Annotated in this window: 24 protein-coding genes; 19 read left to right on the forward strand and 5 right to left on the reverse strand. The window is 35.0% G+C overall.

Annotation, left to right across the window (positions count from 1 at the left end; all coding sequences use genetic code 11):
• Nucleotides 1-24: 24 nt before the first annotated feature.
• The 15 genes from metA to KTB61_RS01080 all read left to right on the forward strand — a co-directional run bounded on the left by metA (nt 25) and on the right by KTB61_RS01080 (nt 14905).
• Nucleotides 25-930 carry a homoserine O-acetyltransferase MetA gene (metA, locus tag KTB61_RS01010; protein ID WP_075759111.1) on the forward strand — a complete coding sequence of 302 codons (906 nt, stop codon included), beginning with the start codon at nt 25-27 and terminating at the stop codon, nt 928-930.
• 15 nt (nt 931-945) lie between these two features.
• Nucleotides 946-1740: a Cof-type HAD-IIB family hydrolase gene (locus tag KTB61_RS01015; RefSeq protein WP_083638472.1), complete on the forward strand. Its 795-nt coding sequence runs from the start codon at nt 946-948 to the stop codon at nt 1738-1740.
• Complete coding sequence (locus KTB61_RS01020; RefSeq protein WP_216696627.1) at nt 1734-2396, forward strand: HAD family hydrolase; 663 nt, start codon at nt 1734-1736, stop codon at nt 2394-2396. Before KTB61_RS01015 ends, KTB61_RS01020 begins: the two co-directional genes overlap by 7 nt.
• A 2-nt stretch (nt 2397-2398) precedes the next feature.
• Nucleotides 2399-4132 (forward strand): ComEC/Rec2 family competence protein, encoded by a 1734-nt coding sequence (locus tag KTB61_RS01025; protein WP_216696628.1) that lies wholly within the window; start codon nt 2399-2401, stop codon nt 4130-4132.
• A gap of 13 nt (nt 4133-4145) precedes the next feature.
• Nucleotides 4146-5387 carry a bifunctional folylpolyglutamate synthase/dihydrofolate synthase gene (locus tag KTB61_RS01030; protein WP_216696629.1) on the forward strand — a complete coding sequence of 414 codons (1242 nt, stop codon included), beginning with the start codon at nt 4146-4148 and terminating at the stop codon, nt 5385-5387.
• On the forward strand, nt 5374-6552 hold the full coding sequence (locus KTB61_RS01035; protein WP_216696630.1) for a tetratricopeptide repeat protein: 1179 nt from the start codon (nt 5374-5376) through the stop codon (nt 6550-6552). Before KTB61_RS01030 ends, KTB61_RS01035 begins: the two co-directional genes overlap by 14 nt.
• A 180-nt stretch (nt 6553-6732) precedes the next feature.
• Nucleotides 6733-7038 carry an STAS domain-containing protein gene (locus tag KTB61_RS01040; RefSeq protein WP_216696631.1) on the forward strand — a complete coding sequence of 102 codons (306 nt, stop codon included), beginning with the start codon at nt 6733-6735 and terminating at the stop codon, nt 7036-7038.
• Nucleotides 7039-7050: 12 nt separating this feature from the next.
• Nucleotides 7051-7479, forward strand: a complete 429-nt coding sequence (gene spoIIAB, locus KTB61_RS01045) for an anti-sigma F factor (protein WP_075759104.1) — start codon at nt 7051-7053, stop codon at nt 7477-7479.
• Complete coding sequence (locus tag KTB61_RS01050; RefSeq protein ID WP_075759103.1) at nt 7472-8209, forward strand: SigF/SigG family RNA polymerase sporulation sigma factor; 738 nt, start codon at nt 7472-7474, stop codon at nt 8207-8209. Before spoIIAB ends, KTB61_RS01050 begins: the two co-directional genes overlap by 8 nt.
• Nucleotides 8210-8285: 76 nt before the next feature.
• A complete protein-coding gene (rho, locus tag KTB61_RS01055; protein ID WP_075759102.1) occupies nt 8286-9596 on the forward strand; it encodes a transcription termination factor Rho in 1311 nt (436 codons plus the stop codon).
• A 154-nt stretch (nt 9597-9750) separates the two neighbouring features.
• On the forward strand, nt 9751-9951 hold the full coding sequence (rpmE, locus tag KTB61_RS01060) for a 50S ribosomal protein L31 (RefSeq protein WP_008390552.1): 201 nt from the start codon (nt 9751-9753) through the stop codon (nt 9949-9951).
• 188 nt (nt 9952-10139) lie between these two features.
• Nucleotides 10140-11075, forward strand: coding sequence for a DUF1385 domain-containing protein (locus tag KTB61_RS01065; RefSeq protein ID WP_075759101.1), 936 nt, complete (start codon nt 10140-10142; stop codon nt 11073-11075).
• Entirely contained in the window at nt 11068-11922 is an 855-nt protein-coding gene (gene prmC / locus KTB61_RS01070) for a peptide chain release factor N(5)-glutamine methyltransferase (protein WP_075759100.1), read from the forward strand. Before KTB61_RS01065 ends, prmC begins: the two co-directional genes overlap by 8 nt.
• Nucleotides 11915-12988, forward strand: coding sequence for a peptide chain release factor 1 (gene prfA, locus KTB61_RS01075; protein WP_075759099.1), 1074 nt, complete (start codon nt 11915-11917; stop codon nt 12986-12988). The genes prmC and prfA overlap by 8 nt, the downstream gene beginning before the upstream one ends.
• Nucleotides 12989-13012: 24 nt before the next feature.
• Complete coding sequence (locus KTB61_RS01080; protein ID WP_216696760.1) at nt 13013-14905, forward strand: NAD(+) synthase; 1893 nt, start codon at nt 13013-13015, stop codon at nt 14903-14905.
• Between the two features lie 121 nt (nt 14906-15026).
• Here the strand turns inward: KTB61_RS01080 and KTB61_RS01085 are convergent, their stop codons facing one another.
• Both KTB61_RS01085 and KTB61_RS01090 read right to left on the reverse strand, forming a co-directional pair.
• Complete coding sequence (locus KTB61_RS01085) at nt 15027-15230, reverse strand: cold-shock protein (RefSeq protein ID WP_075759097.1); 204 nt, start codon at nt 15228-15230, stop codon at nt 15027-15029.
• 183 nt (nt 15231-15413) lie between these two features.
• On the reverse strand, nt 15414-15839 hold the full coding sequence (locus KTB61_RS01090) for an RNA helicase (protein WP_075759096.1): 426 nt from the start codon (nt 15837-15839) through the stop codon (nt 15414-15416).
• 98 nt (nt 15840-15937) lie between these two features.
• On the opposite strand from KTB61_RS01090, the gene KTB61_RS01095 reads away from it, so the two are divergent.
• From KTB61_RS01095 to KTB61_RS01105, 3 genes are all read left to right on the forward strand, one after another.
• Nucleotides 15938-16393 (forward strand): PaaI family thioesterase, encoded by a 456-nt coding sequence (locus tag KTB61_RS01095; protein ID WP_230973560.1) that lies wholly within the window; start codon nt 15938-15940, stop codon nt 16391-16393.
• Between the two features lie 212 nt (nt 16394-16605).
• Nucleotides 16606-17637, forward strand: coding sequence for a CobW family GTP-binding protein (locus KTB61_RS01100; RefSeq protein ID WP_216696633.1), 1032 nt, complete (start codon nt 16606-16608; stop codon nt 17635-17637).
• A gap of 15 nt (nt 17638-17652) precedes the next feature.
• Nucleotides 17653-18606: a TIGR03943 family putative permease subunit gene (locus tag KTB61_RS01105; RefSeq protein ID WP_216696634.1), complete on the forward strand. Its 954-nt coding sequence runs from the start codon at nt 17653-17655 to the stop codon at nt 18604-18606.
• 76 nt (nt 18607-18682) lie between these two features.
• On the opposite strand, the gene KTB61_RS01110 is transcribed toward KTB61_RS01105, so the two are convergent.
• Nucleotides 18683-19246 (reverse strand): chromate transporter, encoded by a 564-nt coding sequence (locus tag KTB61_RS01110; RefSeq protein WP_216696635.1) that lies wholly within the window; start codon nt 19244-19246, stop codon nt 18683-18685.
• The gene (locus KTB61_RS01115) at nt 19243-19803 is read right to left on the reverse strand and encodes a chromate transporter (RefSeq protein ID WP_216696636.1); all 561 of its coding nucleotides are present in this window, start codon (nt 19801-19803) and stop codon (nt 19243-19245) included. The genes KTB61_RS01110 and KTB61_RS01115 overlap by 4 nt, the downstream gene beginning before the upstream one ends.
• 174 nt (nt 19804-19977) lie before the next feature.
• Between KTB61_RS01115 and spoIIID the strand changes: the two genes are divergently transcribed.
• Nucleotides 19978-20241 (forward strand): sporulation transcriptional regulator SpoIIID, encoded by a 264-nt coding sequence (gene spoIIID / locus KTB61_RS01120; protein ID WP_075759092.1) that lies wholly within the window; start codon nt 19978-19980, stop codon nt 20239-20241.
• Nucleotides 20242-20331: 90 nt separating this feature from the next.
• On the opposite strand, the gene KTB61_RS01125 is transcribed toward spoIIID, so the two are convergent.
• Complete coding sequence (locus KTB61_RS01125; protein WP_230973561.1) at nt 20332-21018, reverse strand: hypothetical protein; 687 nt, start codon at nt 21016-21018, stop codon at nt 20332-20334.
• Nucleotides 21019-21083: the final 65 nt, after the last annotated feature.

Here is a 21083-nt window from a genome sequence, read left to right on the forward strand (position 1 = left end):
ATAAAATGAAGGAGATGAAACACTATGCCAATACGTATTGATAGTGATTTGCCTGCAAAGGCTATTTTGGAGGAAGAAAATGTTTTTGTTATGGACAATGAGAGGGCATGTACACAGGATATTCGTCCGCTGCGCATTGCAATCTTAAATCTTATGCCAAATAAACTGGATACAGAACTTCATCTATTAAGAAGTCTTTCTAATACTCCTTTGCAGCTGGATATTGTTTTTTTACAAACAGAGTCTTATGTTCCAACGCATGTTCCAGAATCACATCTTGAAAAGTTTTATAATTACTTTTCAGAAATCAGAGATAAAAAATTTGATGGACTTATTATTACCGGAGCACCTGTTGAGCTAAAAGAATTCGAAGAAGTTGCATACTGGGATGAAGTTGCAGAAATCATGGAATGGTCCAAAACCCATGTAACATCGACTTTACATATTTGCTGGGCGGCACAGGCCGGTTTATATTATCACTATGGAATTAAAAAGAACATTCTGAATAAAAAGATTTCAGGGGTATATGAACACCATCCGGTACATAATAAAATTCCTTTGGTAAGAGGATTTGATGATAAATTTTATGTTCCACATTCAAGGAATACCGGGGTAGATGGTGATGCAATCAGAGCTAACAAAGAACTTACAATTGCAGCAGAATCAGAAGAAACAGGTCCTTATTTGATTTTAAATCATGATGGAAGTCAGATTTTTGTAACAGGACATCCAGAATATGATGTGATGTCACTTCATCAGGAATATGTCAGAGATATGAAAAAAGGATTAAATCCGGACATACCTAAAAATTATTATAAAGATGATGATCCGAAAAAGGGACCGGTAAAATCATGGAGATGTCATGCAAATGCAATGTACTATAACTGGCTGAATTATTATGTTTATCAGGTAACTCCGTATGAGCTGTAGATGAAAGGAATTTTTATGATCAGATTAATTGCCACAGATATTGATGGAACATTAGTAAAAGACGGAACATTGGATTTGAATCCGGAATATTTTGATGTGATTCGCCAATTAAGAAGCAGAGGCGTTTTATTTCTGGCAGCAAGTGGACGTCAGAGAGAAAGTATTACAAAAGTTTTTACACCGGTAAAGGATGATATTGCTTTTATTTCAGAAAATGGGACATGTATTCATTCAAAAGATTATCAATATGTTGATGTAATCCAGCCGGAAGTGGTACGTGCTTATATTGATGAAGCAAGAAGATTTCCAGGATGCGAAGTATCTATTAACAAAGATAATATGGGTTATTTTGAGAATTATGGAGTCTATAATCATTTAGTGAATGATTATGGATATCGTGGGAAAATGGTAGATGATATAGGAGAATACGCAGAAGATGTTTGTAAAATTTCAATGTTTCACCACCGTGATATTGAAAAAGTTGTTGGACAGGATTTTCTGGAACGATGGAACAGGATTATGCATGTAACTTTCTCAGGGAAGTTCTGGATTGACTGCTCTAATAAAGGTGTGACAAAAGGCTCAGCGCTGAAACATTTTCAGGATGATTATCATATTACTCCAGATGAAACGCTGGCATTCGGTGATAATCTCAATGATATAGAAATGCTGCAGAGGGCAAGTCATAGTTTTGCTGTAGCGAATGCAAGAGATGAAGTAAAGGCTGCTGCTAATTTTATAGCACCTTCCTATAAAGAAGATGGTGTGTTACAGGTATTAAAAGCAGTATTAAGAGGTGAATTATGTTAGAAGCTGTTATATTTGATATGGATGGTGTTATTGTTGATACAGAACCTGTTTATTTTAGAGCAATTAATGGTTTTTTGAATCAATTTGGATATCATATGGATAAAAAATATAATGAAAAATTTTTTGGAGTTTCTTCTTATGATGCATGGTCAACCATTAAAAAGGATTTTGCCCTGGAAAATGTTTCTGTTGAAGAATGCGTGCAGGGAATGATGCAAATACGAAATCAGATTATTAAAGAAGAAGGTTATGCTCCAATTAAGGGAACCGTTTCATTGATTAAAGAATTGCATGAAGCAGGAATTCCAATGGCAGTGGCATCTTCTTCTGCTTTGAAAGATATTGAAGAAATTACAAAATATTTCGGTATCAGAGATTGCTTTAAAGATATTGTATCTGGGATAGATGAATGTGAAAATGCGAAACCTTTTCCAGATGTATTTTTAAAGGCAGCAGATAAACTGGGAATCAGACCTGATCGATGTCTTGTGATTGAAGATTCTGATAATGGAGCACTTGCTGCAAAAAGAGCGGAAATGAAGGTAATAGGATATCGAAATCCTGATTTTGGTAATCAGGCACTGGAAAATGCAGATTATATTGTGGAAACCATGGAAGACGTAAATCTAAAATTATGCCGTACAGTGGGAGAGTAATTATGAGAAGGAAAGAAAAGAAAATATTAAAATTTGTATTTCTTTTTGTTGTAGTTTTTGGAATATCTGTATTATCAGAAAATCAGGAGAAAGTAGTTTCAGCCAATGAAAAATTTTCTGTGCATTACATCGATGTAGGTGCCGGAGATGGAGCATTACTTCAGTATGGAGAAGGAGAAAATGCAAAATATGCATTGATTGATGCAGGACCAATCAAATATGAAAGAACAGACGATGCATGGGTTAATACAAGTGATGTTGTTTTAAATTATTTAAAAAGCCATAATATTACGAAATTGGAGTTTGCATTGGTAACGCATCCCCATGTAGATCATATGGGAGGATTTTTATCTATTTTTGAAGATGATGATATCCATATAAAAAAGATTTATGTGAATCAAAATACCATCAATCTGAATAATCCAAATTTTTCTACAACAGATAATCTTTATGACACAGATATTATCCGAAGATTTAATGAAGCTTTAGAAAAAAGACAGAGGAAATCCAAAGAAAAGAAACTGGAAGAATTTGTTGTAGAAGAACCTGTTGCAGGGAAGAAGGTATGGCTTGGACCGGAGGGTGAAGGTATGCTTATGGAAATACTTGGACCGGTTGATACAGATTTTATTTTTGGACGTGCGGTAAGTCTTGTAGCCCGACAGGTAAATAAATATTCAGTGGTCTGTAAACTGACATATGGAACGAATACGTTTTTAATGACCGGAGATACACAGAAAGAGCCTGTACAGGATATGATATCAAAAGGTAAAAATCTTCAGGCACAGGTTTTGAAAGTACCTCATCATGGTAAGCAGGACATTACAGAGGAAAACAAAAAAGGAGATTACACATCAGATCATAAGCTGCTGTTTGACCGTACACAAGGAGCATTGGCTATTGTAAGTAATGGATATAAAAACGTAAACAGATCACCAATGGACAGAACGGTACGGGATCTTGGAGAGTATAACATATATACCACTAGCCATAACGGAAGCATAAAGGTTGTATCTGATGGAAAGAAACTTTCTATTGAAGGCAGCAAGTCGTCAACTGCAGAAGAATATGGAGAATATATACCCAAAACAAGAAGCTCACGGCTTTTAAGTACTGTAAATGTTAAGACAACAGGGGCAAAAACGTTGAATCCTACAAGAAGTGATGCAGCCAATACATATAATTTATATGAGAAAAAAACAGTTACAGTGAGTTTTTCAGCAACAGCACGTTCATTTACTGACCTGACGGCAATTCAGTATAAAGTGGTAAATAAAGGCTGTAGCAATACAAAAGTGTCTTATAAAAATGGAAATCAGGTAACTATAGGGGATGGATTCTGTGGGCGTATTTATGTCAGATTTGTGACACCTCTTGGCTCAACAGTCATGAAATTGCCGGGATTTACTGTGGATACCAAGGCACCTGTATCGGCTAAGATTAAAGGAAATAAAAAAGGTATTAAAACTTTATCTCTATCTTCAAAAAACAGTTACAATACAAAATTTAAAAAATATATTAAGTTATATTTCTCTGCCTCCTATGGAACAAGCGGCAAATATTGCACAAAATATAAAATCGTACCAAAAGGAAAAAGTGCATCCGGATATAAGTGGAAGACAGGAAATAGTGTAACTTATAAGACCAAAAAGAAAAAAGTCAGAGTGTATGTAAGATTTACTGATAAATCCGGAAATATTACAGAACGAAAAACCAATGGTTTTTATATAAAATAAAGGAAGCAGATTCATGACATATGAAGAATCAATAAATTATTTAAATAAAACAGCAGGATTCGCCAAGAAATCACCGATTAATAATATAGAATATCTTCTGGAGTGTCTTGGAAATCCTCAAGATAGCTTACGACTGATTCATGTGGCAGGAACTAATGGCAAAGGCTCTACATGCATGTTCCTGGAAGCGTTACTAAAGGAAAAAGGCATGAGAACAGGAGTGTTTTCTTCTCCTCATTTGCTATGTGTCAATGAACGTATTCGTATCAATGGAGAGAATATTGAAAATCAGTTATTTTCAGAAGTCTTTAAAGAGGTATCAGAAGCTGTAAAAAAAGCAATAGGAGATGGGAGACAGCATCCCTCGTTTTTTGAAATGCTTTTTTTAATGGCAATGGTATCATTTCAAGAAGAAAAACTGGATTATTGTATTGTGGAGACGGGAATGGGTGGAAGATATGATGCCACCAATATGATTTTACCTAAAGTAAGTATATTAACAACAATCAGTATGGACCATATGGAATTTCTTGGAGAGTCACTTGATAAAATTGCTTATCATAAGGCAGGAATCATAAAAGAAGGAGTTCCTGTAATTTCTGCAAAACAGGAAAAGCAATGTATGAGAGTTATACAGGAAGAAGCAGAAAAGAAAAATGCGCCGTTGGAAATACTTTCTGAAGATAATCTTAATTTTATAGAAAAATATGGGAAATATATTGATTTTTTAAATTCCAGTGCGTATGATAAGAAGAGAGTTACTGGTAAAAATGTTGCGGGAAAATTCCAGAGAGAGAATCTAGCTCTTGCCCTGAAAGCGGCAGAATGTATTTTAGGAACATTTGAAGAACCGGTAATTTTTCATGCATTGGAAAAAATCAGAATGCCAGGACGTATGGAAGAAGTACTGCCTGGGGTTTATGTGGATGTGGCACATAATATACAGGGGATTGAAGCTTTCTGTGCTACCGTTGAGGAACACTTTAAAGGCAGAAAGAGAATAATATTTGGAGCTTCCCATAAGAATGAAGAAGATCATATGCGCCATATTCTGGAATCAATGAATGGACTAGAATCATTCCAGACAATTTCCATTAATGGAAGGGTTGTAGATGAAAAAGAATTTCAGAACGCATTTGAAGAAATGATAAGAGTAAAAGATAAAGAAACCATTTGTTTTGTAGTAGGATCATTTTATCTGGTTGGAATAACCAAACAGTATATATCCAGGAGGAAAGAATATGTTAAATTTTAATGAAGAATTAGAAAAATTTCAGCCTTGTGCAGATTTAGAACAGGCAGTGGAAAATATTTATGGCGATGAATTAAAAGAAATTAAAAAGAATAAAACAGAATTATATAAGGCAAATCAGATTATAAAAAAGTATAATCAGGCATTAAATTATGCTAAACAGGGAAATGATGACCTGGCAATGCTCCAGTTAAAGAATGTAGTATCTGCGATTCCTAATTTTGTAGATGCATATCTTTTAATGGCATTGTTATCTGTGAAAGCAGAAGATTTTGAAACAGCCCAGGAAGCTGTTAATAATATTTTTAAAGTTGATCCGGAAAATGAATCTGCAAAGGAATATATGAAGGAATTTAATGCAGAAATTAAGAATCCAGAAGATGTTGAACATGAGTCTGAAGAAAAAGAAAAGAGTAAAAAGTCAACAGAGACTGCAAAAGGAATAAAAAATCCATTTAAAGCAAAATCATTTGATAATACTGATTCTTCTAAAGGACCGATGTTTTACATGGTAACAGGTCTGATCATTGGAGTGATTGTATCTGTAGCGTTGATTTATCCAACAGTAAAAGCAAGTTTTTCTCACAAAACATCTACACAGGTGGAAGATTATAAAGAGCAGATTCTTGCAAAGGACACACAGCTTAAAGCAGGAGAAAAGAAGATTAAAGAGGCACAGGAAGCACAGAAAAAAGCAGAAGATGAGCTGGAAGAGTATATTGGTACCAGTAAAAAAGATGGTATTTATGATCTTCTTTTAAAAGCTTTACAGCAGTATAGTGATAAGAATTACACTGAATCTGCAAATGCACTTTTGGATATAGATCGTAAAAAGCTTACTACAAAGAATATGAAGAGTATTTATGATGATTTAAAAACTAAAGTTTATCCAAATGCACAAAAAGGGCTTTATACAGAAGGATTGAATGCATATTATGCAAAAGATTATAAAAAGGCAGTTGATTATTTTAAAAAAGCAATCAAGATCAGTGATACAGATGTAAACTCTTATTATTATCTTGCAAGAGCTTATGAAGACAATGGAAATACGAAAAGTGCCATTAGCACTTATGAGAAAATAATTAAAAAATTCCCTGGAACAAGAAGTGCTACTAATTCACAGAATCGTATGAATGCATTACAGCAGAAAACAAGCAAGAATTTATAGTTTGTTTTTGTTAAAGGATATACATCATTATTTGAACTACACAAAAGATAAAAGAAAGAAGGATGATCTGGAAGAATCCGCCTTCTCTTTTATCTTTTTTTTATTACATAGGAAATTTCACTATGAAAGAACTTGTATGAACTGATGCTAAAGCATAATAGATTGGAAGGAGAGAGAAAAATGGCAACAGAATATCAGATAGAAAACAGGAAATTATGCATTAAGCTTGATGGAGAACTAGATCATCATATGGCGGAGAAAGTCCGGCATCAATGTGAAATTATATTAAAATCTTATCCGATTCAGGATATAGAATTTGATTTTGAAAAATCAGATTTTATGGATAGTTCAGGAATAGGAGTAATTCTTGGAAGATATAAACAGATTCAGCCAATGGGAGGCAAAGTGTATTTAAGTCATATGAATGATGTTATTCAGCGAATTGTTCATATGGCGGGTCTTGAGAAACTGGTAATAGAAATATAAGGGAGGAATATTATGGTACATTTAGAATTTAACAGTGAATCTGAGAATGAAGGAATTGCACGAGTGGTTACAGCAGCATTTATAATGAAGTTTGATCCCACAGTAGAAGAAATGGCAGATGTAAAAACAGCTGTTTCAGAAGCTGTGACAAATTGTATTGTACATGCTTATAATGACTCAGAGGGAATGATTCAATTTGATTTATGGAATAAAGATAAGACCCTTTATCTTGCGGTTGAAGATTTTGGTATTGGTATTAAGGACGTTCAAAAAGCTATGGAACCAATGTATACAACAAAACCGGAAGATGAAAGAACAGGCATGGGATTTTCTTTTATGGAGGCTTTTATGGATAAGGTAGAAGTTTTTTCTAAGGAAGGAAAAGGTACAAGAGTAGAGATGTCAAAAACTTTTGGAGGAAATGATAATATACATGGATGAGACAAGAAATCTTTTGAGGCTTACAAAAGATGGAGATGTACATGCCAGAGAGAAATTGATTTTAGATAATATGGGATTAATATGGAGTGTGGTTAAAAGGTTTACCAACAGAGGATATGATCCTGAAGATTTATTCCAGATTGGAAGTATCGGCCTGTTAAAAGCAGTGGATAAATTTGATCTTGCTTATGATGTTAAATTTTCTACCTACGCAGTACCTATGATTACAGGGGAGATAAAAAGATTTTTAAGAGATGATGGAATGATTAAGGTCAGTCGTTCTTTAAAAGAAAATGCATATAAAATAAAACAGGCAAGAGAACAGATTTCAATGAAATATCAGAGAGAAGCAACGATAGAAGAAATTGAGAAAGAAACATGTCTGGGTCGAGAAGAAATTGTTGTAGCATTGGAGTCTAATAAAGAAGTGGAATCTTTGCATCAGACAACTTTTCAAGGAGACGGGAATGAAATTCAGCTGTTAGATCGATTAACAAAAGATGAAAATCAGGAAGAAATGATTTTAAATCATGTGCTGCTTGAAGAATCATTAAAATGTCTTAAAGAAGAAGAACGAAAGTTAATTAAATATAGATATTTTTGTGGAAAGACACAGCAGGAAATTGCAGAAATTCTACAGATTTCTCAGGTTCAGGTATCCAGGATGGAAAAAAAGGTATTACGACGTTTGAAAGAACAAATCGTTGGACATTCAGGGAAAATGTGTTAGAATAAGATAAATTAGTATGAAATTAATCAAGTCTGTGGATAATTCATCCATTTTCCCAAACAAAGGAGAACAACTTATGATATATCAGGAAAAATCGGTGGTGGAACTGCGTGAAATTGCCAAAGAACGAAACATATCGGGAATATCTGCTCTTAAAAAAAGTGAATTGATTGAGACTTTAGAAGAGTATGATAAAAAGAACAGCCCTAAAAAAACAACAGGAAAAGAATTTCCTAAAAATATGAAAAGTCTGGATAGCGGTGAAAAGGCCAATGGAATTCTGGAAGTTATGCCAGATGGTTATGGATTTATTCGATGTGAAAATTATCTTCCAGGAGATAATGATATTTATGTCTCTCCGGCGCAGATTCGTAAATTTAATTTGAAGACGGGAGATATTTTATCAGGAGCAATTCGCGTAAAGACTCAAAGTGAAAAATTCAGTGCGTTACTTTTTGTGGAATCGGTAAATGGCTATAAGCCGGATATTGCAGCAAAAAGACAGCATTTTGAGGATTTGACTCCAATTTTCCCAGATGTAAGATTAGGAATGGAAACAAGAAAATCTTCATTGCCAATGAGAATGGTTGATTTATTGTCTCCAATTGGGAAAGGACAGAGAGGAATGATTGTTTCTCCTCCGAAGACAGGAAAAACAACACTGTTGAAACAAATTGCACAAAGCATCAGCAATAATTATAAAGATATCAAATTAATCGTATTACTTATTGATGAGCGTCCTGAAGAAGTAACTGATTTTAAGGAGTCTATTGAAGGAGAAAATGTAGAGGTAATTTATTCAACTTTTGATGAACTTCCAGAGCATCATAAGCGTGTATCTGAAATGGTTTTAGAACGTGCAAAAAGACTGGTAGAACATAAAGAAGATGTGGTTATTCTGCTGGATAGTATTACACGTCTTGCCAGAGCTTATAATCTGACAGTTCCGCCAAGTGGAAGAACTCTGACAGGTGGTCTTGATCCGGCGGCACTTTATATGCCAAAGAAATTTTTTGGTGCAGCGAGAAATATGAGAGAAGGCGGAAGTCTGACAATTCTCGCAACAGCACTGGTAGAAACCGGAAGCCGTATGGATGATGTTATTTTTGAAGAATTTAAAGGAACTGGTAACATGGAAGTTGTTTTAAGTCGAAAACTGGCAGAAAAAAGAATTTTTCCTGCTGTTGACATTGCCAAATCCGGTACGCGAAGAGAAGAATTATTACTTACAAATGAGGAATTAGAAGTTGTAACGGCTCTTCATAAAGAATTATCCGGTAATAAATCCGAAGAATTTTTAGAGCAAATGATGGATCTGTTTAAAAGAACAAAAGATAACAAAGAATTTGTTCAGTATACCAAAAAATCATTATTACGAAGCAAATAAAAGTGTTTTTTTATAATAATGAAAAAATCATTGCAATTTAAATATTACTATGATAAAATAAAAAAGCTGTTTGTAAAATAACAGTGACGAAAGTCGAAGTATGTGTACGTTGGCAAAATCCAACGAATTTGTTTTAGAAGAGGAGATAGATAACATGCGTGAAGGAATTCATCCAAATTATTATCAGGCTAAAGTAGTATGCAACTGTGGAAACGAATTTGTAACAGGATCTACAAAAGAAGATATCCACGTAGAAATTTGTTCAAAATGTCATTCATTCTACACAGGTCAGCAGAAAGCTACTCAGGCTCGTGGACGTATTGATAAGTTCAATCGTAAATATGGTGTTAAGTAGAAAAGTAAGGAATCAGGTTGAGGTTATCATTAATCTCAACCTTTTCTTTTTTTATTGTACAGAGAATTTCTATATAATAAAAAACGCTCCGTGAGGATGCGATTAGATGCAGGTCCTTTAAAAATGGAGGATTTAGGAAGTTAATGCGGACTTGTCCGCTTTGTTTAGTAGTAAAAGGGAGATAAAATATGGCGGTTTTAATTGGCGGTCAGGCGGTTATGGAAGGTGTAATGATGAAGAATATGAATCGTTATGCTGTTTCTGTAAGAAAACCCAATGGTGAAATAGAAACAAAAGTGGATGATTGTGTTAGTTTTTCAGATAAGCATCCGTTATTTAAGCTGCCAATTCTTCGGGGAATGGTAAATTTTGTAGAATCCATGGTCATCGGAATGAAGACTTTGAATTATTCTGCTTCTTTTTTTGAAGATGAGGAAGAGGAAGAATCAGGAAAATTTGAAGAAATAGTAGAAAAGCTTTTTTCAGGAAAAGGTGAAAAAGTCATGATGGGAATCATCATGTTGATTTCTTTTGCGATATCCATTGGATTATTCATGGTACTTCCATATCTTGTTTCAGAAGGTGTGAGTTACTGGATTAAAAATAAATATATTATACTATTAATAGAAGGAATAGTAAGAGTCGGCATTTTCCTTGGTTATATTGTTCTGATTTCAAAAATGAAGGATATTAAGCGTGTATTTATGTATCATGGAGCAGAGCATAAAACGATTAATTGCCTGGAAGCGGGAGAAGATCTGACTCCACAGAATGTTATGAAATATACACGGCTTCATAAAAGATGTGGAACCAGCTTCCTGTTCATTGTTATGATTATCAGTATGGTGTTTTTCTTCTTTATTCGTGTAGATACCATCTGGCTTAGGGTAGTATCAAGATTGCTTCTTTTGCCAGCTGTAGCAGGAGTATCCTATGAATTTATTCGTTTGGCCGGGAGAAGTGACAGTAAGGTGATAGAAAAATTAAGTAAGCCAGGATTATATCTGCAGAAACTGACTACCAGAGAACCTGATGAATCAATGATAGAAGTTGCTATTGCATCGGTAGAGGGTGTTTTTGACTGGAGAGAATATTTAGAAAAGGAACGGGAGAACCATGAATAGAAGAGAATGGGTCCAACATGGGCAGAAAATTCTGGAAGAGCAAAATATCGACAATGCTTCAGGAGAAGCATGGTATATGTTTTCCCATTGCCTGAATGTATCCAGAGAAGATTATCTGTTTGGAATGACAGAAGAGGTATTAGATGAAAAAGGACTGATAAAATATCAGGATATGATAAGAAAACGTGCAGAAGAAAGAATCCCGTTACAATATTTGATTGGAACACAGGAATTTATGGGGTATACTTTTTTAGTAACTCCAGATGTACTGATTCCAAGAGCAGATACGGAAACTGTTTTAGAAGAAGTGATAGCTACAGGAATTCGCCCTGAGAAGATTCTTGATATGTGTACGGGTTCTGGTTGTATTGCCATTAGTTTATCATTGATTTTAAAACCAGGATTATGCATAGGAACAGACATAAGTGAAAAAGCATTAAAGATTGCGAAAGATAATGGCGAAAATCTGTCTCCTATGGTAAAATTTATTCAAAGTGACCTTTTTGAGAATGTAACAGGAACGTATGATTTGATTATCTCCAATCCTCCTTATATTACAACAAAAGAATGTGAAAAATTAATGCCAGAAGTCAGAGATCATGAACCCATGCTGGCATTGGATGGAAAAGAGGATGGACAGTACTTTTACAGGAAAATAATAAAAGAAGCAATGGATTATCTGGAACCAGGAGGAATGCTTGCTTTTGAGATTGGATATGATCAGGGAGAAGCAGTGAAGAAATTAATGGAAGCAGAGGGATTTGTTTCCGTTACAATAAAGAAAGATCTGGCAGGACTGGACCGACTGGTCTTTGGAAACGCAAGAGAAGGAGAGAAACATGTTTGATAAATTAGAAAGTTTGGTAGATCGTCTGGATACAGTACTTCAGGAGTTAAATGATCCTGATGTGGCATCTGATCCAAATCGTTTTCGTGATTTGATGAAAGAACAGAATGATTTAACCCCAATTGTGGAAAAATTTAAAGAGTACCAGGCAGAAAAACAAAATGTAGAAGAAAGTCTGGAACTATTGGATGAAGAAACAGATGAAGAAATGAAAGAACTTGCAAAAGAGGAATTGGCAGAATCCAAGGCAAATGTTGAACGTCTGGAAGAAGAATTAAAAATTCTCCTGATACCAAAGGATCCAAATGATGATAAAAATATCATCGTGGAAATGCGTGCAGGTGCAGGTGGAGATGAAGCTGGACTGTTTGTTGCTGACGTTGCAAGAATGTATCGAAGCTATGCAGAAGGACGCAGATGGAAAGTCAATACATTAAGTTTTAATGAAAGTGGTATTGGTGGATTTAAGGAACTGGTGTTTATGGTTTCTGGTCAGGGTGCATATTCACGTTTCAAATATGAAAGTGGTGTTCACCGTGTGCAGAGAATTCCAGCCACAGAATCAGGAGGAAGAATTCATACTTCTACAATTACAGTGGCAATTATGCCTGAAGTGGAAGAAGTTGAAGTTGAAATTGATTTAAATGATTGTCGTTTTGATGTATTCCGTGCATCAGGAAACGGTGGACAGTGTGTCAATACAACTGATTCCGCAGTAAGACTGACTCATATACCAACGGGAATCGTAGTATCCTGTCAGGATGAAAAATCCCAGTTAAAGAATAAGGATAAAGCTTTAAAAGTACTTCGTTCTCGTCTGTATGAGCTGGAGCAGCAGAAAGCCCACGATGAAGAAGCAGCAAAACGTAAAAGTCAGATTGGTACAGGAGATCGTTCTGAAAAGATTCGTACCTACAATTATCCACAGGGACGTGTTACAGATCATAGAATTAAGCTGACACTCCATAAACTGGATTCGATTATGAATGGGGATCTGGATGAGTTGATTGATAGTCTGACTGCAGCAGATCAGGCAGCAAAGCTTGCAAATATGAATGAAGATTAAGAATAATAAAATCTGAGGTGTATGATGAAAGATGGATTTATAAAAGTTGCTTGTGCAACACCAAAAGTTAAAGTAGCAGATCCTGTATATAATGCCGAAGAAATTATAAAGATCATCAAAGAGACTGGAGCCAATGGGGCCAGTCTTTTGGTGTTTTCAGAGCTAACCATTAGTGGTTACACATGTGGCGATTTATTTTTACAGGAACCATTGTTGAAAGCATGTAAAGAACAGTTAATAAACATAGCCAGATCAACAAAAGATATGAATATGGTCGTAGTAGTAGGATGTCCATTGGTTGTTAAACATAAATTATATAATTGTGCAGCTGTTTTGCATGATGGAGAAATTCTTGGAATCGTACCAAAGACCCATTTGCCAAATTATGGGGAATTTTATGAACTGCGTCACTTCACATCTGGAAAAGATATAGATGAAATGATATGGTTTGGTGATAATCCGGTAAGTGTCTATACCAATCAGTTGTTTGTCTGTGAGGAGATTCCGGAATTAGTGATTGCCTGTGAGGTTTGTGAGGATTTATGGGTTCCATTGCCGCCAAGCACTTTTCATGCAATGGCTGGGGCAACAGTAATCTGTAATCCATCTGCCAGCGTAGAAACAACAACCAAGGAAGTTTACAGAAGAAGTCTGGTTGCCAATCAGTCTGCAAGACTTTTAGCTGCTTATGTGTATGCCAATGCAGGAGAGGGAGAATCTACACAGGATGTTGTATATAGCGGACATCATTTAATCTGTGAAAATGGTTCTGTTCTTGCAGAAGCTGAAAGATTTACCAATGAAATCATTTATGCGGATATTGATGTTCATAAACTGGCAGCAGAACGAAGAAAGATGACTTCTTTCCCAGGTGGAGAGACAGAAGATTATGAAGAAGTTCTTTTTTCATTAGAAATTAAAGATAATAATATTTCCAGAACATTCCCAAGAGCACCGTTTGTACCGGATAATAAAGAGGAGAGAGAAAAACGATGTAATGAAATTTTGTCTCTCCAGTCTATGGGTCTGAAGAAACGTCTGGAACATACCCATTGCCAGCATGCGGTGGTAGGAATATCAGGTGGACTGGATTCTACATTGGCTGTACTGGTTACAGCCAGAGCATTTGATATGCTGAATATTCCAAGAGAAAATCTAATCTGTGTTACTATGCCTTGTTTTGGCACAACAGACCGCACCTATCAGAATGCAGTTTCACTGATTCATGAGCTTGGGGCAACCCTAAAAGAAGTAAATATTGAAAAGGCAGTACGCCAGCATTTTGAAGATATTGGCCATGATGAAAATGTGCACGACGTTACTTATGAAAATTCCCAGGCAAGAGAACGTACACAGATTTTAATGGATATTGCAAATAAGTATAATGGAATGGTTATTGGAACTGGAGATATGTCAGAGCTGGCTCTAGGATGGGCAACATATAATGGTGACCATATGTCAATGTATGCTGTAAACTGTTCAGTGCCAAAAACTCTGGTGAGATATCTGGTATTATATTATGCAGACACTGTTGAAAATAAGAAATTATCAGAGGTATTAATGGATGTTCTTGATACACCAGTAAGTCCAGAACTGTTACCACCTGTAGATGGTGTGATTTCTCAGAAAACGGAAGATCTGGTTGGTCCATACGAACTTCACGATTTCTTCTTATACTATATGATGCGTTTTGGATTCCCTAAATCAAAATTATATCGAATGGCAAAACAGACTTTTGATGGTGTATATGGCGATGAAACAATTAAAAAGTGGCTGGATAAATTCTACTGGAGATTTTTCAGCCAGCAATTTAAACGTTCCTGTCTGCCAGATGGACCTAAAGTTGGAAGTGTGGCAGTATCTCCAAGAGGAGATTTAAGAATGCCAAGTGACGCAAGTCCGTCTGCGTGGATTTAAATAAATCATAGAGTGTTAATCTAAAAAATAAAAGCAACTTTGATGATTAGTGTCTGAATCAGATTCAGATATAAAATCAAAGTTGCTCTTATAATTTAGAAAATCTATAAAATTTCTTTCATTAAGCAAGTTTTGCTACATTTTCGGCCTGTTTTCCACGAGGGCCTTCTGCAATATCAAAGCTTACTTTCTGTCCTTCTTCCAGAGTTTTGAATCCTTCTCCCTGAATGGCTGAGAAGTGTACAAATACATCGTCTCCTTCAGCCTGGGAAATAAATCCATAACCTTTTTCTGAGTTAAACCATTTTACTGTACCAGTGTTCATTTGGGTACCTCCATTTTTTTCTGCTATAAATTGATAGATCATTGAAGATGTAAACAAATTTTGGGTAAAAAAATACAACCGGATACTACAGCTATGCATTCATAGAATTGAATGCAGCCTTTCTCGGTCGTGAACATTACATCTATCAATAACAGTTTCAATCATAGCACAACCTGAAATAATTTACAAATATTTTTTTAGGCTATCAATACTTTTTTGATGCTGAATAGAAAGCTGCTGAGCAAGTAAAAGAGTATCTTTTGAAGCATCACAATATTGACGCCATTTCTGAATAGACTGGATCATTCCCATGGTATATCCGGTAATGCACATTTCTGAAAGATGGCTGGTAGATTTATCAGTCATTGCTTTTAGTTTTGTCATCCATTCAGAATAGTTTTTTAAAAGTTCATTTATTTCTTCAGGTGTATAACCTTCTGCATCCAGTCGCTGACGGGTTACGGAAAGTAGATTTTGATAAGTTTGTTCGTGAGAATTAAGAACCTCTTTAAAATCACAGTCCGTAGTTACTTTACGAATTTCAGGAATTGTTTCCAAAACCATCTGGATATTTTGATAAATGCTGTTTAATAATTGTTCGTTATCCATAATTACACTCCTTTTTCATTAGTTTGCCAATTGGAGGATGATTCTATACAATAAAAATGAAATATGATAGAATATTTGCAGAAATTTCTGGAGGGATTATGAGTAAAGAGACATTTGAAACAAATATTAAAAGAAGAATAGAGGCAATAAATCATATAAAAGATAATAGTATTTTTAATGAATTAAAAGGAAAAATCATAGATTATGATTACGATAATAAAAGCCTGATAATGGAGTATGAAGCAACAGATTTTCATGAAAATGCTTTTGGAATTATGTTTGGAGGATCTCTGGCTGGAATGTTTGATATTACCTTTGGAACTTTAACTGCAGGTCTGGGAGATTATGATGTTGCACCAACGGTACAGCTGTCTACGAATTTTCTGAAAGGGATTCCAACAGGTTCTCTGGTTCGTGTAAAAGCAGAAGCATTATCCACAGGGAAAACGATTATGAATTTTATGGGAAAAGCATATGTAGAAGATAAACTGGTGGGAAGTGCAACGGGAACCTTTATGACGCCAAGACCTTTTAAAAAATATGTAGAGGATTAAAAAATGAAGGATAATCTTATTTATTTTTCTGATATTTAGCAGGAAAGTAAGGAAGAGTTGTATAATAAATTAACAGTGGAAGAAATCAGACAAATGTGGACGAATTTAAGATTATATGTACTTTATGGGTATACCACACTTGAAATGAAAGACTTAGAAGTAGTACAATAAATTTTAAATGATGAATAAATTAAAGAAAGAAGGATAAATCCATGACAAAGATTGATATTATTTCAGGATTTTTAGGTGCAGGAAAAACAACTTTAATCCAGAAATTATTAAAAGAAGCTTTATCAGAAGAGCAAGTTGTTTTAATAGAAAATGAGTTTGGCGAAATAGGTATCGATGGAGGATTTCTGAAAGATGCAGGAATTCAGGTAACAGAAATGAATTCAGGATGTATTTGCTGTTCTCTGGTAGGTGATTTTGGAACAGCTCTTAGAGAAGTTGTTTCTCAGTACCATCCAGATCGTATTATCATTGAACCGTCTGGTGTTGGAAAGCTTTCTGATGTCATAAAAGCGGTTCAGGATGTTGCAGAAGACACAGATCTTATATTAAATAGTTTTGTTACAGTTGCAGATGCAAAAAAATGTAAAATGTATATGAAAAATTTTGGAGAGTTTTATAATAACCAGGTAGAGTATGCCGGATCTATTATTTTAAGCAGAACTGATGCTATGGCAGAAGATAATCTTGGAACATGTGTATCGCTTTTAAGAAAACATAATGGAACAGCAGCCATTATAACAACACCTTGGACAGAACTTTCAGGAAAACAGATTCTTGGAGTAATGGAAGAAGGAAACGATTTGGGAAAAGAATTAATGGAGGAAGAGGATATCTGCCCGGTGTGTGGTGGACATCATCATGACCATCACCATGACCATGAATGCGGATGCGACCACGCTCATCATCATGATCACCATGATCATCATCACGACCACGCTCATCATCATGCAGATGAAGTATTTATCAGCTGGGGTAAAGAAACACCAAAAAAATATAAAAAGGAAGAATTGGAAGATATTTTGAAAAAATTATCACAAAGTGAAGACTTTGGAATCATTCTCAGATCCAAAGGCATTTTACAGTTGACAGATGGAAGCTGGATTCAATTTGATATGGTTCCCGGAGAGTATGAAATTCGTAAGGGAAGTGCTGACTATACAGGAAGAATTTGTGTTATTGGTTCAAAATTGAAAGAATCTGATTTGGAAACTTTGTTTATGATAGGAGCATAAGGGGGCAACATTGATATGTATGAACTTCCGGTTTATCTTTTCTGGGGATTTTTGGAAAGTGGAAAAACAACGTTGATTAAAGATACATTAAGTCAGGATTATTTTAATGATGGAGAGCGGACAATGATACTGACCTTCGAAGAAGGAGAAGTAGAATATGATGCTCAAATGCTTGAAAAGACTAATTCTTTTGTTATTCAGCTGGATAATATCGAAGATTTTACAAAAGATTTTATTATATCCTGTCAAAAAAACTATTATCCTGATAGAGTGATGGTAGAATATAATGGTATGTATTCCATTGAAGAATTTATGGATGTGGTCGATGAAACAGATCTTGAATTATATCAGGCGATTGTCACAGTAGATGCTTCTACTGCAGATATGTATCTTAAAAACATGAGATCGATTTTTGTTGAAATGTTTAAAATGGCAGATTTGGTTATTTTTAATCGCTGTGATGATAATACGAATATTGGAAGTTATCGTCGAAGTATTAAAGCAGTGAATCCAAGAGCTCAGGTTGGGTTCGAACGGGCAGATGGAAGAGAAATGGAAATGGAGGAGATCCTGCCTTATGATCTAAATGAAGACGTCATTGAGATAAAGGATGAGGATTATGGTATCTGGTACATTGATGCTATGGAGAGACCAGAAGTATATGAAGGAAAGACAGTGGAATTTAAAGGAGAAGTCCGAAGAAGTCCGAAAATGCCAGGAGGATTGATTATTCCCGGGCGTAAAGCAATGACTTGCTGTGAAGACGATATTACATTCATTGGATATCTATGTAAACTTAGTAAAACTAAATCTAAAACGTTAAAACGTGTTTTAAATAAAGAATGGGTGATGGTTACAGCTGAAATTCATATAGAATATAATGATGGATATGGGCGAAAGGCACCGGTATTATATGCAAGTCGTATCGAAAAAGCAGAACCACCAAAACAATCTTTAATTTATTTTTAAAAAAAGTGTCTGTAGTAAAATACTACAGGCACATTTTTTGTTACATAAAGGAGTTGGAATGGACTTGTCCGCTTTGTTATAACTGGAATATTATGCCGCAAACTGCTGCAATTGCAATATAGATTACAGGATGTTTCTTGAATTTAACCAAAGCAATATAAAGAATCATACCAAGAAGCAGATGTTTCCAGTTTAGTAAATCCAGATAATGTCCGGTTTTTTTGAATACATTCAGCTGTAAAAAAGCTGTTTTTGCAACCAGACACAGGGCACAGGCAATCAATGCTGTGGAGGCGGGCCGCAGGCCATAAAAAATGTTCTGTACAAGTTTTGCATCTTTAAATCGTTGAAGAAAATTTGCAACAATAATAATGATGATAATGGAAGGAGTAACCAATCCGATGGTGGCGGTAATTCCTCCTATAGGTCCTGCGGTGAGATTTCCTACATAAGTTGCCATATTAACTCCAAGAGGTCCCGGGGTACATTCGGAAACCGCAATCAAATTGGTAAGATCCTGCATGGTAAACCATCCGGTTTCATGCATTATGTCATATAAAAATGGCAAAGTTGCCAGACCGCCGCCAACAGCAAAGAGTCCGGCTTTTAAAAATTCAATAAACAATCGAAGGAAGATCATGAAATATGACCTCCTTTCAGAGCCTTTGTTTTTACAAGACTGAAGATAATACCTAAAAGCCCGGCAATGATAATCAGATAAGCTGGTGATAAATCAAAAATGATAGATAATAAAAAGGTTAATAAGAAAATAAAAACACCAGCAGCATCAGTTATGGATTTTTTCCCTAAACGGATGACTGCATTTAATATCAGAGCACATACACACACTGTAATCCCGCTGAAAGCATGCTGAACAATTGGGTACTGTGCAAAATTTCTAAGAAATAAAGCTACAACGGTAATAATCACAAAAGAGGGGAAAATTACTCCTAAAGTTGCAAAAACTGCTCCTGAAATACCGGATATTTTGTATCCAATAAAGGTTGCAGTGTTAACTGCAATAACTCCCGGTGTACATTGTCCGATTGCATAATAATCCATTAGTTCTTCCTCAGAAGCCCATTTTTTCTTATCAACGACTTCTTTTTGAAGCATAGGGAGCATGGCATATCCACCTCCAAAGGTCAACCCACCGATTTGTACAAAAGTTAAAAATAAATCCAATAATATTTTCATCAATACATCTACCTTTCTTTTCAGAGAGTATAGCACAATAAGACTACTATGAAAAATACATTTTTTTATTGTAACCATATAAAAACAGTATAATGCATAATGAAATAATATGCTATACATACCAGAAGGAATATCAGCATACATTGTAAAAACAATATTTCCAGGGGATTTTTTTTGAAAGATTATATCGCTCAAAGAGCTGTAAAAATTGCTGATTATATTGTACAAAACAATGCCACTGTGAGACAAACTGCTAAAGTATTTGGAATCAGCAAAAGTACTGTGCATAAGGATGTCACAGAACGTCTGGAGCAGATCAATCGATCTTTGGCAGGATGTGTCAGGGAAGTTCTGGATCTTAATAAATCAGAACGTCATATTAGAGGTGGACTAGCTACAAAAGAAAAGTACCAGAATTACAGAAATAAGAAAGAATAAAAGGTCTCTAATGAATAAGGAATAGAGGCGTTAAGCGGACTTGTCCGCTGTGTTATGTATTAAAAAAGTGTCGGACAATGTCCGGCACTTTTATTGTGCTAATAATGTATTCTGAAAGTTTAAAAGACTCTCCATAGGTTTTGATAAGGTTAAATATTGTCTTGTGTTACGACGTAGACTGTTGGCTTTAACTGACTTAAGTTTTGGTGGCTCATCTGCAAAAAAATCTTCTCCTGTGTAAGGTGTTCGAACAATAGAAATATCAACAATTTCATCAAGAAAACGATTCTGATGAAAAATTTTACGGATACATTCTTTCTTATAAGTCGGATGAAGTTTATTCACAGTAAATTGAAAATACAGTGAATTAAAAGACGGATCGTCATTGTCTAAAAGAAACTGATAATCGCCATTTAAAATCATACGGCCTTGTTCTTTTGTCAAAGAGTATTTTGTTTTAAAAACAACGCCTCCTTTACGCTGGCGCTGAACAAGATATAGATCATCATGATTTTCTTCGTAAAAGTAATAAACAAACTGAGGATCCTCTTCAACTCCTTTAAACATTAATACACGGATTGGAAGACTGATCATATATTTTTCCGGAGATTTAGATAAAATATATTCTTCCTGAGTTTTATTATATTCAGTCTGACTGATGTTTTTTGTAACTTCTGTATAAGAAATTTTTTCAACTAATATTTTTCCCATAATAACTCCCGTCATTGCTTGTTTTTCTACTTGTTTTATTATATCAGAGACATATGATAAAATCATGTCCTATTTATAAAAAAACTCTTAAGAATTCATAGATTTTGTGAAAGTGCTGTGTTAAGATATTT

The sequence above is a fragment of the Anaerostipes faecalis genome, from assembly GCF_018982945.1.
Taxonomy (GTDB): Bacteria; Bacillota; Clostridia; order Lachnospirales; family Lachnospiraceae; genus Anaerostipes; species Anaerostipes faecalis.